12 protein-coding genes are annotated in these 16,129 nt (G+C 61.3%); 8 read left to right on the top strand and 4 right to left on the bottom strand.

Features of this window, described 5'->3' with window-relative positions; genetic code table 11:
* Positions 1-75: 75 nt before the first annotated feature.
* From GA0061100_RS25320 to GA0061100_RS25295, 6 genes are all read left to right on the top strand, one after another.
* Positions 76-627 (top strand): LemA family protein, encoded by a 552-nt coding sequence (locus GA0061100_RS25320; RefSeq protein ID WP_075855596.1) that lies wholly within the window; start codon positions 76-78, stop codon positions 625-627.
* Positions 628-714: 87 nt separating this feature from the next.
* Positions 715-1,971: a 3-phosphoshikimate 1-carboxyvinyltransferase gene (locus tag GA0061100_RS25315; protein WP_208621581.1), complete on the top strand. Its 1,257-nt coding sequence runs from the start codon at positions 715-717 to the stop codon at positions 1,969-1,971.
* 89 nt (positions 1,972-2,060) lie between these two features.
* Positions 2,061-4,004 (top strand): DUF2207 domain-containing protein, encoded by a 1,944-nt coding sequence (locus tag GA0061100_RS25310; protein WP_425298710.1) that lies wholly within the window; start codon positions 2,061-2,063, stop codon positions 4,002-4,004.
* A gap of 180 nt (positions 4,005-4,184) precedes the next feature.
* Entirely contained in the window at positions 4,185-4,640 is a 456-nt protein-coding gene (locus GA0061100_RS25305) for an endonuclease domain-containing protein (RefSeq protein WP_244557944.1), read from the top strand.
* Position 4,641: 1 nt separating this feature from the next.
* The gene (gene glyS / locus GA0061100_RS25300; RefSeq protein WP_075855593.1) at positions 4,642-6,870 is read left to right on the top strand and encodes a glycine--tRNA ligase subunit beta; all 2,229 of its coding nucleotides are present in this window, start codon (positions 4,642-4,644) and stop codon (positions 6,868-6,870) included.
* Between the two features lie 14 nt (positions 6,871-6,884).
* On the top strand, positions 6,885-7,379 hold the full coding sequence (locus GA0061100_RS25295) for a 2-thiouracil desulfurase family protein (RefSeq protein ID WP_075855592.1): 495 nt from the start codon (positions 6,885-6,887) through the stop codon (positions 7,377-7,379).
* Between the two features lie 73 nt (positions 7,380-7,452).
* Here the strand turns inward: GA0061100_RS25295 and GA0061100_RS25290 are convergent, their stop codons facing one another.
* The 3 genes from GA0061100_RS25290 to purD all read right to left on the bottom strand — a co-directional run bounded on the left by GA0061100_RS25290 (position 7,453) and on the right by purD (position 11,444).
* A complete protein-coding gene (locus tag GA0061100_RS25290) occupies positions 7,453-9,270 on the bottom strand; it encodes a methyl-accepting chemotaxis protein (protein ID WP_075855591.1) in 1,818 nt (605 codons plus the stop codon).
* A gap of 364 nt (positions 9,271-9,634) precedes the next feature.
* Positions 9,635-10,063 carry a plant virulence effector HPE1-like domain-containing protein gene (locus tag GA0061100_RS25285; protein ID WP_075855590.1) on the bottom strand — a complete coding sequence of 143 codons (429 nt, stop codon included), beginning with the start codon at positions 10,061-10,063 and terminating at the stop codon, positions 9,635-9,637.
* A gap of 112 nt (positions 10,064-10,175) precedes the next feature.
* Positions 10,176-11,444, bottom strand: a complete 1,269-nt coding sequence (gene purD, locus GA0061100_RS25280) for a phosphoribosylamine--glycine ligase (RefSeq protein WP_075855589.1) — start codon at positions 11,442-11,444, stop codon at positions 10,176-10,178.
* A gap of 248 nt (positions 11,445-11,692) precedes the next feature.
* On the opposite strand from purD, the gene GA0061100_RS25275 reads away from it, so the two are divergent.
* Positions 11,693-14,002 (top strand): Tex family protein, encoded by a 2,310-nt coding sequence (locus GA0061100_RS25275; protein ID WP_075855588.1) that lies wholly within the window; start codon positions 11,693-11,695, stop codon positions 14,000-14,002.
* Between the two features lie 144 nt (positions 14,003-14,146).
* Positions 14,147-15,406 carry a cyclopropane fatty acid synthase gene (locus GA0061100_RS25270; RefSeq protein ID WP_075855587.1) on the top strand — a complete coding sequence of 420 codons (1,260 nt, stop codon included), beginning with the start codon at positions 14,147-14,149 and terminating at the stop codon, positions 15,404-15,406.
* A 91-nt stretch (positions 15,407-15,497) separates the two neighbouring features.
* Here the strand turns inward: GA0061100_RS25270 and GA0061100_RS25265 are convergent, their stop codons facing one another.
* Positions 15,498-15,932, bottom strand: coding sequence for a hypothetical protein (locus GA0061100_RS25265; RefSeq protein WP_075855586.1), 435 nt, complete (start codon positions 15,930-15,932; stop codon positions 15,498-15,500).
* Positions 15,933-16,129 lie beyond the last annotated feature (197 nt).

The following is a 16,129-nucleotide window of genomic DNA, read 5'->3' as shown; positions in this document are numbered from 1 at the left end:
ATCGCTAAAGCCGGGTGACATTGCCGGCAAATCTGCCTAGTGTCCTTGCGGTTGCAGTCGCCCAGGGGATTCGAGATGTTTATTCTTCTAGCGATCATAGTGCTGGCCGCACTCTATGTCGTCTTCATCTACAACGGGCTTGTTCGCGCGCGACAAGTCGCGGAAGAGGCGTGGTCCGGCATCGACGTGCAGTTGAAGCGCCGCGCCGATCTCATTCCCAATCTGGTCGAAACGGTCAAAGGCTATGCCGGCCATGAGCGCCAGACCTTGGAAGAGGTTGTGGAGCTGCGCAACAAGGCGCAGGCGGTGCCGGCGGGGGACGTCGCGGCCCGCGGCCAGGTGGAGGGCTTGTTGTCGCAGGCGCTGGGCCGCGTGATCGCGCTTGCCGAAGCCTATCCCGATCTCAAGGCCAATAGCAACTTCCTCGAATTGCAGCGCTCGCTGGAAGGCGTGGAAGGTGAAATTCAGATGTCCCGTCGCTATTACAATGGCGCTGCGCGCGATCTGAACGTCAAGGTCGAGAGCTTCCCGAATAACCTCATCGCCGGTCCTTTCGGCTTTGCCAAGAAGGCCTATTTTGAGATCACCAACGAAGCGGATCGTGCCGTTCCGACGGTAAAGTTCTGAGATTTACGCTATCGGTTTTTCATACGAGGCGGTAAAGGATGCCGACCGCAGGCCATCGGCCGCCTTCCTGACTGACCAAAGAGAATGATGATGGGTAGAGCCAAACTTACGATTATCCCGCCCGGCAAACCTTTGACTGGACGCGCCATGCCGCCGGGATCGAAGTCGATCACCAACCGCGCGCTGCTGCTCGCAGGCCTTGCCAAGGGCACGAGCCGGCTGACCGGCGCGCTGAAGAGCGACGACACCCGTTATATGGCCGAAGCGCTGCGCGCCATGGGCGTTGTCATCGACGAGCCAGACGACACCACGTTCATCGTGACCGGCAGCGGCAAGCTGCAGGCGCCGGCAGCTCCGCTTTTTCTCGGCAATGCCGGCACGGCGACGCGCTTCCTGACGGCTGCTGCTGCACTCGTCGACGGCAAGGTCATTGTCGATGGCGACGCGCATATGCGCAAGCGGCCGATCGGCCCCCTGGTCGATGCGCTCCGTTCGCTCGGCATCGATGCTTCCACCGAAACCGGCTGCCCGCCTGTGACGATCAACGGCACCGGTCGCTTCGAGGCAAGCCGCATACAGATCGATGGCGGCCTGTCGAGCCAATATGTTTCGGCGCTACTGATGACGGCGGCAGGCGGCGACCGCGCTGTCGATATCGAATTGCTCGGCGAGCATATCGGCGCTCTCGGCTACATCGATCTGACGGTTGCAGCCATGCGCGCGTTCGGCGCAAAAGTGGAGCGCGTGAGCCCGGTTGCCTGGCGGGTGGAGCCGACAGGCTATCATGCGGCCGATTTCCTGATCGAGCCGGATGCCTCCGCCGCGACCTATCTCTGGGCAGCCGAAGTGCTGAGCGGTGGCAAGATCGATCTCGGCACGCCGGCGGAACAGTTCTCGCAGCCGGATGCGAAAGCCTATGACCTGATTTCGCAGTTCCCGCACCTACCCGCCGTCATCGACGGTTCGCAGATGCAGGACGCCATCCCAACGCTCGCCGTCCTTGCCGCCTTCAACGAGACGCCTGTTCGGTTCGTTGGCATCGAGAACCTGCGCGTCAAGGAATGCGACCGTATCCGCGCCCTGTCGAGCGGCCTATCGCGCATCGTTCCGAACCTCGGCACCGAAGAGGGCGACGACCTGATCGTCGCATCTGACCCGAGCCTCGCCGGCAAGGTGCTGCCGGCGGAGATCGACAGCTTCGCCGATCACCGCATCGCCATGAGCTTTGCCCTTGCCGGCCTCAAGATCGGCGGCATCACCATTCTCGACCCCGATTGCGTCGCCAAGACCTTCCCGTCCTACTGGAACGTGCTGGCTTCGCTTGGCGTCACCTACGAAGACTGACGCTCCGCCATCGCGAGGAAGGCTGAGCGCGGAACTATTCCTGACGTGAAGCGGCGCCGGCATCGGCGCCGCGGTTATCCTTTGGGGGAGTGATGACACGGCTTTGCGGGTTCTTCCTGGCTCTGTGCCTGCTGCTTTGCGCAACGGCTGTCACGGCGGCCGAGCTCATCACCAGCTTCGATCAGGCGATCGACCTCAATCGTGACGGCTCCATGCGGGTCGTCGAGACGATCTCCGTCAATGCAGAGGGCCAAAACATCCGCCGCGGCATCTTCCGGGATTTCCCGCTGACGATGACCGATGCCAGCGGTCGCGAGATCGAGGTGGATTTCAAGGTCGTGTCCGTCGAGCGCGACGGGCAGCCGGAGGATTGGCACAGCGAGCGCATCAAGGGCGGCGAGCGCATCTATATCGGCAACGCCGACAGAAGCCTCAGTCCTGGCCTGCATACCTTCCGTCTCACCTACGACACCAATCGCCAGATGCGCTATTTTGGCGATCACGACGAGCTCTATTGGAACGTGACGGGCAATGGTTGGCTGTTCCCGATCGTCAGTGCCAAGGCGACGGTCACGCTGCCGGATGGCGTGCAGCCGCAGCAGCTTGCCTTCTTCACCGGGCCGCTCGGCGCCACCGGCAAGAATGCGAGCGCTATCGCGCAGGGCAATACCGCAATCTTCGTCACAACCAGGTCGCTCGCACCGGGCGAGGGCCTGACGATCGCCATCAAGCTCGCGAAGGGCGCAATCACACCGCCGAGTGGCAGCCAGCAATGGGGCTGGTTCCTCCGGGATCATCTCGATACGATCATTGCCATCGGCGGGCTGATCCTGCTGTTTGCCTATTACATGCGCAGCTGGATCGCCGTCGGCCGCGATCCTCCGGCGGGCGTCATGGTCCCGCGCTGGGATCCGCCCGAAGGCATTTCGCCCGCGCTGGTCAACTATATCGACAACAAGGGCTTCGCCAGTTCCAGCTGGACAGCATTCTCCGCAACGGCGATCGATCTTGCTGTGCGCGGCTATGTCATTCTGGATGACCTGAAGGGAAAAGTGGTCATCCGCCCCTCGGGCAAGGCGGGAAGCGATCTCGGTGGCGGCGACAAGGTGCTCATGCAAGCCGTCGGACCATTCTCTCCGCTCGTCATCGACAAGGAAAACGGCGAGGCGGTGCAGCGGCTGGGTGCGAAGTTCCGCAGCGCGATCGAGCGCGACCATCGCGGCGAATATTACAAGGCCAATTCGCTTTACGTCATCGGCGGCATCGCGTTGTCCATCCTGATCCTGGCTTCCATCATCATCTTCGGTCGCCTGCATGAAAATGTGGTGCCGCTGATCCTCATGCCCGGCTTCCTGTCGATCTTCGTGACGATCTTTACCAGCATCATCGGCCGGAGGTTCCGGCGCCATAATGCCGGTCTCGGCCAGCGCATTATTTCCGTTCTGATCTGTGCATTCTTCGGCTTCATCCTGGTATCCGCCGTCGTCAACGGCTTTGCCGCCGCGGTCGTGCCGCTATGGGAGGCGGGTCTGTTGCCGCTGGTGGCTGGTATCGTCGGCATTTTCGCGCTCAACGTCGTCTTCTTTTTCATCATGGGCGCCCCGACGCCGCTCGGGCGCAAGATGATGGATGGCATCGCCGGCCTCAGGCAATATCTGACGCTCGCCGAACGCGACCGGATGAACATGCAGGGCGCGCCGCAGATGTCGCCGCAGCATTTCGAGAAGCTGTTGCCCTATGCTGTCGCTCTCGGCGTGGAAAAGCCGTGGTCGAACGCTTTCGAGAATTGGCTCGCTACCGCAGCTGGCGCGACCGTAGCCGCCGCCTACGCGCCGCTCTGGTATTCCGGCAACTTCAACCCCGGCAATATCGGTGGAACTATCGGCGATTTCTCTTCGTCCATGGCATCCACCATCGCCTCGACCATTCCCGCCCCGGTCTCCAGTTCGTCATCGGCTTTCGGCGGCGGAGGCGGAGGTGGCGGCGGGTTTTCCGGTGGCGGCGGAGGCGGTGGAGGCGGCGGCGGCTGGTAGTCAAACACCTCCCCCTTGAGGGGGGAGGTCGCCGCGGAGCGGCGGGTGGGGGTGACTGTTGTCTGGCTGCGGAGGTTGCGGCGGTCACCCCACCCCGGCCTTTGGCCGACCCTCCCCCTCAAGGGGAGGGTATATATCGCGGTTTATTGATTTCGCTGTTTCGGCAACACGGAGATCCTTGTGCCCAAGAAGCCCTCCAAGCTCGACCGCTTTAAAATCGCCAACAGCCGGCGTCTGCGCGCCGATGCGACCGATGCGGAAGCCAAGCTTTGGAAGCATCTGTGGCGCATTCCGATCAAGGGCACGCATTTTCGCCGGCAGGTCCCGATCGGGCGCTATTTCGCGGATTTCGCCTGTCATCAGATTGGCTTGATCATCGAGCTTGACGGCAGCCAGCACGCCGAGGATGCGGCAAGGCGTTACGATGCCGAGCGTACGGCCTTTCTTGAGAGCGAAGGCTATCAAGTTGTTCGATTCTGGAATGCCGAGGTCATGGATGAGATCGAGGCTGTTCTGGATACGATATTTGCCATTGTGCAGCAGCGGCAAATTTTGCTAGCAGAGGCCGACCGTTTTCACCCCACTCCGGCACGCCGTGCCGACCCTCTCTCTCAAGGGGAGGGTGAGGAACCTTGACATGCCCGATCTCCTTCTCGAACTCCGCTCCGAGGAAATTCCCGCCCGTATGCAGCGCAAGGCTGCCGGCGACCTGAAGAAGCTGGTGACCGATGCCCTGGTCGAAGCGGGTCTTTCCTATGAGGGTGCCAGGGAATATTGGACGCCGCGGCGCCTCACGCTCGACATTCGCGGCCTGACGGCGCGCTCGGCCGATGTGCGCGAGGAGCGCAAGGGTCCGCGCACCGATGCCAACGAGAAGGCGATCGAAGGCTTCCTGCGTGGCGCTGGCCTCTTCTCCATTTCCGAGGCGCAGGTGCAAAGCGACCCCAAGAAGGGTGATTTCTATGTTGCGATCATTTCCAAGCCCGGCCGCGCCGCGGAGGAAATTGTCGCTGCGGTCATGCCCGATATCATAAGAAACTTCCCCTGGGCGAAATCCATGCGCTGGGGCAAGGCATCGGTGAAGCCCGGCTCGCTGCGCTGGGTGCGCCCCCTGCAGTCGATCGTCTGCACCTTCGGCACCGAGCATGAAGAGACCGTCGTGATCCCCTTCGAGATCGACGGCATCGTCGCCTCGAACGTGACCTACGGTCATCGCTTCCATGCGCCCGAAGCCATCACGGTCAAGCGCTTCGAGGACTATGCCTCGAGCCTGGAAAAGGCCTATGTCGTTCTGGACGCGGAGCGCCGCAAGGACATCATTCTGCACGATGCCCGCGATGTCGCTTTCGCCAACGGCCTGGAACTGGTCGAGGACGAAGGCCTGCTGGAGGAAGTCTCCGGACTCGTCGAGTGGCCGCAAGTGCTGATGGGCTCCTTCGAGGAAGACTATCTGTCGATCCCGTCGGAAATCATCCGCCTGACCATCAAGACCAATCAGAAGTGTTTCGTCACGCGCCCGCAAGGCTCGCACCTCCCCCTTGAGGGGGGAGGTCGTAGCGAAGCTGCGGGTGGGGGTGATCTCACGTCTCAACAAAATCACCCCACCCCGGCACTGCGTGCCGACCCTCCCCCTCAAGGGGAGGGTGCCTTGTCCAACCGCTTCATTCTCGTCGCCAATATCCAGGCGACGGATGGCGGCAAGGAAATCATCCACGGCAACGGCAAGGTCGTGCGCGCCCGCCTGTCCGACGCGCTGCACTTCTGGAAGCGCGACCAGGGCGATCTGCCCGATCTCGAAACGCTGGAAACCTCCGCCAAAAAGTTTGGCCTCGATCTGAAGAAGCCGCTCGATCAGCGCATGGCCAAGCTCGACGCGTTGAACGTCACCTTCCATGCCAAGCTCGGCAGCCAGGGCGAGCGTGTCGCCCGCATCCGGGCGCTTGCCGCCGACCTCGCCAAGATCACTGGCGCCGATGCCGCTTTGGTCGACCGTGCCGTCGTGCTCGCGAAGGCCGACCTACGCACCGAAGCCGTTGGCGAATTCCCAGAGCTGCAGGGCGTGATGGGCCGCAAATACGCATCGTTGCAGGGCGAGAACGCCTCCGTCGCAACCGCGATCGAAGATCACTACAAGCCGCAGGGTCCTTCCGACCGCGTTCCCGAGGACAAGGTTGCGATCACGGTCGCGCTCGCCGACAAGCTGGACACGCTCGTCGGCTTCTGGGCGATCGACGAAAAGCCGACAGGCTCGAAGGATCCTTATGCGCTGCGCCGTGCCGCGCTTGGCGTCGTCCGCATTCTCCTGGAGCGCGGCGTGCGCCTGCCGCTGCTTGCGACCACGAGGGATGCCGATCTGCTCGCCTTCTTCCACGATCGTCTCAAGGTCTATCTGCGCGATCTCGGCGCCCGCCATGACCTGATCGACGCCGTGCTGACGCCGGAGACCGATGATCTCCTCATGATCGCCCGCCGCGTCGAAGCGCTGACCGCCTTCATCACGTCAGAGGACGGTAAGAACCTGCTCGCCGGCACCAAGCGCGCCACGCAGCTTCTGGCAGCCGAGGAGAAGAAGGGCACGGTTGTCGCCGACAGCGTTTCGGAAGCTCTTCTCAAGCTCGATGCGGAAAAGGATCTCTTTGCCGCCGTCAAGGCCGCCTCTGCCGAGGCCTCCGATGCGATCGCCAAGGAAGATTTCCGCTCGGCCATGGCAGCCCTTTCCAAGCTGCGCGCGCCCGTCGACCGCTTCTTCGAGGATGTGCTCGTCAACGACGAAGACGCCGCCATCCGCGCCAATCGTCTGGCGCTGCTGCGCATGATTCGCGAAGCAACCGGCACCGTCGCCGACTTCTCGAAGATCGCGGGATAACGCATGGGGGCGCGATGACCGGAAAGATCCTCGTCAGCGCCTGCCTCATGGGCCATGCCGTCCGCTACGACGGCCGTTCCAAGCCGCTTGTCCATCCGGCGATCGACCGCTGGCGCGAGGAGGGGCGGTTGGTGACGATCTGTCCGGAAATGTCTGCGGGCATGGTTGTTCCCAGGCCGCCGGCCGAGATTGCTGGCGATGCCACCGGAGAGGACGTGCTTGCCGGCACCGCAAGGGTGATGGAGATCACCGGCGGCGACGTTACGGCGGAATTTCGTCAGGCGGCGGAAAACGCGCTGGCGCTGGCAAGGGAGACCGGCTGTCGCTATGCGCTCCTGATCGACGGTAGCCCGTCCTGCGGCTCCGGCTTCATCTATGATGGCTCATTTTCCGGCCGCCGGCAGAATGGCCGAGGCGTCACAGCGGCGCTGCTCAAGCAGGCGGGTATCGAGGTTTACTCCGACCGCGAGATCGACAGGCTGGTCGAGCGTCTGAAATCGGCAGACTGAAGCAGGCAATTGCAGCTCAAAAGGAAACCGCCGGACGCGAGCCCGGCGGTTTCCTGTTTCTATCCTATGTCGCTCAGGCGGCGCGACGACGGTGATCCACCGCTGGATGGCCGTCGTTGACGCGGAAGCCGCGGATCAGCGCGAGAAGATCTTCCGTATCGGCGGCGAGCGTCTCGGCCGATGCGGTGGTCTCTTCGGCCATGGCGGCGTTCTGCTGCGTGGCGGCGTCGAGCTGGTTCATCGAGGACGAGATCGAGCGCAGCGTCGTATCCTGCTCGGAGGCGCTGTGGGCGATCTTCGAGACGATTTCGTTGGCGGCCTTGATCTGGTCGGAGATGCGCTTCAGCGCTTCGCCTGCCTCGCCGACGAGGCGGACGCCTTGGTCGACCTGGCCGGAGGAGCGGGCGATCTGGTCCTTGATCTCCTTGGCGGCTGCCGCGGAACGCTGAGCCAGTTCGCGCACTTCCTGGGCGACGACGGCAAAGCCCTTGCCGGATTCGCCGGCTCGCGCTGCTTCGACGCCGGCATTGAGCGCCAGGAGGTTGGTCTGGAAGGCGATCTCGTCGATGACGCCGATGATCTTGCCGATCTCCGACGAGGACTTCTCAATGCCGCTCATCGCTTCGATTGCCTGGGCAACCACCGCATCGCTGCGCGATGCTTCGGCGCTGACGGCATGAACGCGCTTGCTGGCTTCGTCGGCACCTTCCGCCGTCTGGCGAACGGCGACGGTGAGCTCGTCGAGTGCAGCCGAGGTTTCTTCCAGGCTTGCGGCCTGGCGCTCGGTGCGCTGCGATAGTTCGTTGGAGGCGCGACGGATCTCTTCCTTGCTGAGGCCGATGTCGTTGCCCTTGGCATTGACGCGACCCATAGCGGCTTCGAGATGCGACAGTGCCTCGTTGAAGTTGTTGCGAAGGCCGGCATAACTGGCGCCGAGATCGCCGCAACGCACCGTGAGGTCGCCGCTGGCGAGATCCTCAAGCGATTTGCCGATGACGGAGACGACGCGGGCCTGTTCGCGCGCCTCGTCCTGCTGCTGGCGCAGGTTCTGCTCACGCTCATTGCTGATTTCGAGTTCCTGTGCTGCCTGGCGATCCGAAAGGGCGTGGCGTTCGCGGATCTTTTCCTGCAGCGCCTGGGTCGCCTTGGCCATCAGGCCGATTTCGTTGTGCATCTCGGTATGAGGGATGGCGGTCTTCACGTCTTCGTCGGCCACGGCCTTCAAGGCGGCATGAACATCGCTGAGCGGCTTCGTGATGCCGCGGATGAAGTAGAAGGCGGCACCGATACCGACCAGAAAGACGATGCCGCAGATCAGCAGGGCGCGCCACATGGTGGCATTGATCTGCTCCTGCAGGTCATCCATGTAGACACCGCATCCCAGAACGAGCTGCCAGGGTGCGAAGGCGGCCGAATAGCTGCCCTTCAGGAAGAAGTCGCTGTCGGGGTGACCGGGCTTGTTCCAGTAATAGATGGTGCGGCCGCCACCCTTGATGGCCTTTTCCACCATTTCCTTGCTGAAATGGGTGCCGTTCTTGTCGACTTGGCCCGACATGTCCTTGCCGATGTTGACCGGGCTCGGGTGAATGCGCTGGATGACGTTGTAGTCGAAGCCGAAGAAATAGCCTGATGGCGTGAAGCTTACATGCGACAAGACCTTGAAGGCCTCGGCCTGGGCGGCCTCATGCGTCATCTCGCCGGATTTTTCGCGCTGATAATATTGGTTTAAAACGGAGATGCCGGATTCGACCTGCGTGCGCAGCATGTCGAAGCGGTCGTCGTAAATGGAATCGGCCTGGGACCGTATCTGGAAATAGGTCGCCACCGCAAAGGCAGCCATCAGGACGCCGAGCAGGGCAAATAATTGATGCGCAATCTTGAGATTCTTCATGGTATCCCCCACAGGTAAATGAATACCGGTGCGGTATCCTACCGCCTGTGCGATCGCCTGAGAGATCCTCAATACGCTTGCCGCCGCTCGAATGACATGCTGCTGTCCGGTGAGCAATAAAATCACCGCTTATGTCTAAAAAATCTTTAATTTTAGTGGGTTGGTTGCATATGTGCTAGATATGTAACCGGGGATATGCTTTGCGATTATAAATAATATTTATTTAAACTCACGAATAACTTGAGTTTATATGGAGTTATACCGATAAATATTTAGAATTTTCGAATATTATTGATATATAGAGGCGTGCTGAAGCCTTCATGATCCCCCGAAGCAAGTAGAGGGAAAGCATGATGGATGCCGATTACTGGCGAAGTTGAAAGCCCGAGAGGTCGAGGGGAGTTGGCTGATGTGCTGCCGCGCCATCCGGCAGGGCTGCCGTCTTCGCCGCCATGTCGATGCCGTCGGCTGGTTCACCCGCCGCGGCAAGAGCCTCCGGCGTCGGTTTGCTCACGAACACCACGGGTGAGCCGCCCATCCATGCCTCGGTACGCAATACTTTCTTCTCGCCGTCAACGTTGCGCACGACGATCGATTGAGTGCCTGCCTTCAGTGTGGGTACGGTATATTCCTTTTCCGTAACCGGCGGCTTGAGGGGAGGGCAGTCGGCGCAGCTCTTGTCGACAATGCTGCCCCTGCCGCCGATCATCGTGCCGTCGATCGGCTGGATCGACGAGGCCATGGCGGAGCCGCCGGCCAGTACGCATGCCAAGGTCAGAAAGAAGGAACGCATAACCAGGAACTCCGCCTATAGTGACGAAGACATTAGTGTAGCTTTATTTCCATCCCGTCAGGAGATTAGGTAAAAATTTAATGGACTTGCGATTGTAGAGCCGCAGTGATGTTTACTTTTCGCGCTCCACCGCACGCCAGCCGATATCATTGCGATAGAAGCCGTTATCCCACTTTACCTTGCCTGCCAGGGCGTAAGCTCGTTCCTTTGCTTCGCCCACCGACTTGCCGGTTGCCGTGATGTTCAACACGCGTCCGCCGTTCGCAACCAGCGCACCCTCCTTCAGGCCTGTGCCGGCATGGAACACTTTTTCGCCTTCGCCGCCGGCCGGCAGCGCCGTGATCGGCGTGTTCTTGGCGTAGGCGCCCGGATAGCCTTTCGAGGCCATGACGACGGTCAGCGCGGGATCGTCGCTCCATTCGGCCGTCACCTGATCCAGCGTGCCGTTGGCGCAGGCAAGGAGCAGCGGCAGCAGATCACTCTTCAGCCGCATCATCAGCACTTGGCATTCGGGATCGCCGAAGCGGACATTGTATTCGATGAGCTCGGGGCCTTTGGCGGTAATCATCAGTCCGGCAAAGAACACGCCGCTGAAGGCATGGCCGCTTTCCGCCATGCCGCGCATCGTCGGCTCGATGATCTCCTTCATCGTGCGCTCGACCATGTCTGGGGTCATGACGGGAGCAGGGGAATAAGCGCCCATGCCGCCGGTATTCGGGCCGGTATCGCCGTCGCCGACGCGCTTGTGATCCTGCGCTGTTGCCAACGCCAGCGCATGCTTGCCATCGCTAAGGCAGAAGAAGCTTGCCTCTTCGCCGTCGAGATAGGCTTCGATTACCACCTCCGCGCCGGCCTCGCCGAATGCGCCTTCGAAGCAATCGTCGATTGCGGCCAGCGCCTCGTCGACCGTCATCGCGACGGTGACGCCCTTGCCGGCTGCAAGACCATCCGCCTTGACGACGATCGGCGCGCCCTGAGCGCGGATATAGGCTTTCGCCTTCGGCGCATTGTTGAAGCGCTGGTAGGCGCCGGTTGGAATATCGTAGCGGGCGCAGATATCCTTGGTAAAGCCCTTGGACCCCTCGAGTTGGGCGGCCGCGGCGGAAGGACCGAAGACGGCGATGCCGGCGGCGCGCAGCCTGTCGGCAATACCGGCGACGAGCGGCGCTTCCGGGCCGACCACGACGAAATCGATGGCCTTCTCCTTGCAGAAAGCGACGACGGCGTCATGGTTGTCGATATCGATCGCCGCAAGCGCCGCATGCTCGGCAATGCCGGGATTGCCGGGCGCCGCATAGAATTCCGTCATGAGAGGCGATTGCGCCAGTTTCCAGGCCAGTGCGTGTTCGCGTCCGCCCGATCCGATCAACAGAACTCTCATGGCTTGCCCTTTCGTTGCGTCCCTTTGCGCGGTTAAGCGGGGTTGGGCCAAAGGTCAAGCGTCAAATCCTGTGGAGGTTTGCCTGGCAACATTGCAACGCCTTTTTCTATCGCTAAAGCGGAATGCGGTTTGGACGCGAGGTCGCCTCTCATCTGCCGGATCGACATGATCCGCGTCGAAAACCGCTTCTTATGTCCATGGGATCGTGCTTATGGTCCCCTTTACGATTGTCCAGTTCAGAGAGACACATGTCCGCCGATATCCGTTCCCTTGCCGCTACCATTGCCGCCGAGATCAACTCCCGCCCGGATCAGGCCAAGGCCGCCATCGAGCTCTTGGACGAAGGCGCGACCGTGCCGTTCATCGCCCGCTACCGCAAAGAAGTCACCGGCGGCCTCGACGATACGCAGCTTCGCACGCTGTCGGAGCGTCTGGTCTATCTGCGCGAGCTGGAATCGCGCCGCGCCGCGATCATCGAATCCATCACCGGCCAGGGCAAGATGACCGATGAGCTGATGGCCAAGGTCGCGACCGTTGCCACCAAGTCCGAGCTGGAAGACCTCTATCTGCCGTACAAGCCGAAGCGCCGCACGCGTGCCGAGATCGCCAGGGAGCGTGGCCTCGGACCCTTGGCCGATACCATCCTCGCCGATCGTTCGAAGGAGCCCGCCGTGCTTGCCGAAGGCTTCATCACGGCCGATGTTGCTGACGTGAAGACGGCGCTGGAAGGCGCGCGCGATATCATCGCCGAAGGTATTGCCGAAAACGCCGATCTGCTCGGCAAGCTGCGCAATTACATGAAGACCAGTGCCACGCTGAAGGCCGCCGTCGTCGACGGCAAGCAGGAGGCCGGCGCCAAGTTCTCGGACTATTTCGAGCACCAGGAACGCTGGGCGACGGCTCCCGGCCATCGCGCGCTCGCTATGCTGCGCGGCTGGAACGAAGAAGTGCTGACGCTGAATATCGAAGTCGATACCGATGCCGTCTCGCCAAACAAGCCGGTCGAGCGCATGGTCACTGCGGCCTATGATATCGGCGCAAGCCGGCCGGGTGACCGCTGGCTGACGGAGGTCGCGAGCTGGACCTGGCGTGTGAAGCTTTCGATGTCGTTGTCGCTCGATTTGATGCGCGAACTGCGCGAGCGTGCCGAGGAAGAAGCGATCCATGTCTTCGCCCGCAATCTAAAGGATCTGCTGCTCGCCGCACCCGCCGGTTCGCGCGCCACCATGGGCCTCGACCCGGGCATCCGCACCGGCGTCAAGGTTGCCGTGGTTGATGGCACCGGCAAGCTCCTGGAAACCACCACGGTCTATCCCTTCCCGCCGAAGAACGATGTGCGCGGCACGCAGGCGACGCTGGCGGCACTCATCCGTAAGCACAAGGTCGAGCTGATCGCGATCGGCAACGGCACGGGCAGCCGCGAAACCGAAAAGCTGGTGGCGGATATGCTCGCCGAACTGCCGGCACCGAAGCCGACGAAGGTCATCGTCTCCGAAGCCGGCGCCTCGGTCTATTCCGCTTCGGAAACGGCGGCTTTGGAATTCCCCGGCCTCGACGTTTCTCTGCGCGGCGCCGTCTCCATCGCCCGCCGCCTGCAGGATCCGCTGGCGGAACTTGTGAAGATCGAGCCGAAGTCGATTGGCGTTGGCCAGTACCAGCACGATGTCGACCAGCAGAAGCTGTCGCGTTCGCTCGATGCGGTGGTCGAAGATGCGGTGAATGCCGTCGGTGTCGACCTGAACACTGCGTCCGCGCCGTTGCTGGCCCGTGTTTCCGGCCTCGGGCCGTCGATCGCCGAGGCGATCGTCAGGCATCGCGATGGCGAAGGCGCGTTCGCGACGCGGCGCGATCTCCTGAAGGTCGCCCGTCTCGGCCAGCGCACCTTCGAGCAATGCGCCGGCTTCCTGCGCATCCCGAATGGCAAGGAGCCGCTCGATGCTTCCTCGGTGCATCCCGAAGCCTACGGTGTCGCCAAAAAGATCGTTGCCGCCTGCGGCCGCGACCTGCGCACGCTGATGGGCGATACGGCAACGTTGAAAGCGGTCGATCCCCGACAGTTCATCGACGACAAGTTCGGTCTGCCGACCGTGCGCGACATCATCGCCGAGCTGGAAAAGCCGGGCCGCGATCCGCGCCCGAGCTTCAAGACCGCAACCTTCGCGGAAGGCGTCAACGAGATCAGCGACCTCAAGCCTGGAATGATGCTGGAGGGGACAGTGACCAATGTCGCTGCTTTCGGCGCCTTCGTCGATATTGGCGTCCATCAGGACGGTTTGGTGCATGTCTCGCAGCTGGCGGACCGCTTCGTCAAGGATCCGCACGAGGTCGTGAAGGCCGGCGATGTGGTCAAGGTCAGGGTTGTCGAAGTCGACGCCAAACGCAAGCGAATCGGCCTTTCCATGCGCAAAGATGGCAGCACTGTGGCGGCGCCATCCGGACGGGACACGCGCGAACAAGGTGGCGCACGCAACGCTGGCGTTAAGGGAAATGCCCGTCCGAAGGCCGAGCAACAGGGTAGTTTCGGGGCCGCCTTGGCCGACGCACTCAAACGAAAATAAGGACTTAGCGGAACTTCGTGCAAGAATGTCACACTCTGGCAGCGTTGTTGCCGGAGTGCCAACGACTGTGGAAAGGTGAGCTTGCCACAATGCTGTGAGGCGTTAAAGTTGCCTTAATGTCATGTCATAACATTCGAGGCGTCCATGGCGTCCACACTTTTTTCTCTCGTTCAGAAAATCATCCGTAAAGGTTCACTCAGGCTTACGCTCGCATCCGGCGAGACGCATATGGTCGGCGATGGAACCGGTGAGACGGTTGCCGTGCGTTGTGCCGATCAGCAGGCTGAGGACGCCATTGCGCGCGATCCGACGCTCAAGCTCGGCGAAATGTATATGGAGGGCCGCTTCATCCTGGAGCAGGGGGACATCTACGAGTTCCTGTCCCTGGTGAAGCAGAATACCACCAACGAAGTTTTCGATTTCCGTATGGCGGCGCTGCTAATCGGCCGCATCGCCTGGCAGCAGATCAAGAGCCGCTCGCCGATCAACCGCAACAAGTACAATGTTGCGCATCACTACGATCTGTCGGCAAAGCTGTTCGATCTCTTCCTCGATGAGGACTGGCAATATTCCTGCGCCTACTTCAATCCGCCTGGTATCAGCCTCTATGAAGCGCAGGTGGCCAAGAAGCGTCACATCGCTGCCAAGCTGCTGGTCGAACCGGGGCAGAAGGTGCTGGAGATCGGCTCCGGTTGGGGCGGCATGGCCATGTATCTCGCCGAAGCCTATCCCGGCCTCGACGTAACCGGCATCACGCTCAGCGAGGAACAGCTGAAAGTATCGCGCGAGCGGGCAGCCAAGCGTGGCCTCTCCGATCGCGTCCGCTTCGAGCTGCAGGACTATCGCTATATGACCGGCAAGAAGTTCGACCGAATCGTCTCGGTCGGCATGTTCGAGCATGTCGGCATCGGCGATTACGGCAAGTTCTTCCGCAAGGTTTCGGAGCTGTTGGATGACAACGGCGTCATGCTGTTGCACTCCATTGCCCGCCCGAAGCCGAGCTTCGCCACCAACGCCTTCATCGAGAAGTACATCTTCCCCGGCGGCTACATCCCGTCCATCGGCGAAACCACGCCGCCGCTGGAAAAGGCCGGTCTGCTCACACGGGATGTCGAGACCCTGCCGATGCACTATGCCTATACGCTTCGGCATTGGCGCAACCGCTTCGTGGCGCGCAAGGCCGATGCCGTCGCGCTCTACGACGAGAAGTTCTTCCGCATGTGGGAGTTCTATCTGGCCGGCTCCGAAATGGGCTTCCGCTGGGATGAACTCTTCATCATGCAGCTCCAGATTACCAAGAATCAGTTCGCCGTGCCCGACAACCGCAATTACATCGCGGAACGCGAAGCGAAGCTGAAGGAGTTCGAGGCGGGACGCGCACCTTTGGAGAAGGTGACGTTCTAGCGGTGGTCTGAGGCCTAAATCACTTATTGCGCCGGCGGCATGGCAGCATCCGCCAGCGTCTCCGTTCTTGTCTTTTCAGCTTGTAAAGGCGTCACTTGCCGACGTGGATGGTGAAAGTGCCGTCTTGCACCGTGCCGTCGGTGTTCAATCCCGTCAGCCGCATGGTGAATTGATCGATGCCGGAAAAACCGGGGTTCGGCGTGTAGTAGATGATGTTCCCCTGGACCGGCTTGCCCGAGCACAGATAAACGGGGCTGTCTTTCGGAAATTTGGCCGCGACCGGACCGTGCTCGATGTCGATCTTGCCATGCGCAGGTGCCTTGACGACACCGGTGTAGGGGAACCCTGCAAAGGTGCAGTCCTGCTTCACCAGAGATGCGCTCGTTATCTTCGTCTTTTTACCCGGCGCGATTTGGCGCGAAAACTGGCTTTGCTTGGCCCCGCCGATCGGTGCGCCGACGCAGCCGGAAAGTGCTAAGCCGGCGCCAAGGATCAGACCTAGGGAGATCAGGGATATGGTCTTCATTGCTTCTCTTCTTGAAATTGGGGGCTGCGAATTCATGGGTATCGGGCAAGTCTCTTCCCTTACCCATGATTGAGTAGCTTATACAGGAATTAAATCAGCGCGACAGATCGGCGCATGCCGCGGGGCATTCGCCGGAGCAACCTGAATTTGATGTCCTCAATGGATTCGGCGTCTTGTGGTTAAGAGAGCGGTAACGC

It is taken from the genome of Martinezella hainanensis, assembly GCF_900094555.1.
Lineage (GTDB): Bacteria > Pseudomonadota > Alphaproteobacteria > Rhizobiales > Rhizobiaceae > Rhizobium > Rhizobium hainanense.
The sequence above is the reverse complement of the archived record's forward strand: the minus strand, read 5'-3'. Positions and strand labels throughout refer to the sequence as shown.

Bases quoted from the DNA above. Each gene is read 5' to 3' on its own strand.
- GA0061100_RS25320 (WP_075855596.1), top strand. From the start codon at position 76: ATGTTTATTCTTCTAGCGATCATAGTGCTGGCCGCACTCTATGTCGTC.
- GA0061100_RS25315 (WP_208621581.1), top strand. From the start codon at position 715: ATGATGGGTAGAGCCAAACTTACGATTATCCCGCCCGGCAAACCTTTG.
- glyS (WP_075855593.1), top strand. From the start codon at position 4,642: ATGCCCGATCTCCTTCTCGAACTCCGCTCCGAGGAAATTCCCGCCCGT.
- GA0061100_RS25295 (WP_075855592.1), top strand. From the start codon at position 6,885: ATGACCGGAAAGATCCTCGTCAGCGCCTGCCTCATGGGCCATGCCGTC.
- GA0061100_RS25290 (WP_075855591.1), bottom strand. From the start codon at position 9,270: ATGAAGAATCTCAAGATTGCGCATCAATTATTTGCCCTGCTCGGCGTC.
- GA0061100_RS25285 (WP_075855590.1), bottom strand. From the start codon at position 10,063: ATGCGTTCCTTCTTTCTGACCTTGGCATGCGTACTGGCCGGCGGCTCC.
- purD (WP_075855589.1), bottom strand. From the start codon at position 11,444: ATGAGAGTTCTGTTGATCGGATCGGGCGGACGCGAACACGCACTGGCC.
- GA0061100_RS25275 (WP_075855588.1), top strand. From the start codon at position 11,693: ATGTCCGCCGATATCCGTTCCCTTGCCGCTACCATTGCCGCCGAGATC.
- GA0061100_RS25270 (WP_075855587.1), top strand. From the start codon at position 14,147: ATGGCGTCCACACTTTTTTCTCTCGTTCAGAAAATCATCCGTAAAGGT.
- GA0061100_RS25265 (WP_075855586.1), bottom strand. From the start codon at position 15,932: ATGAAGACCATATCCCTGATCTCCCTAGGTCTGATCCTTGGCGCCGGC.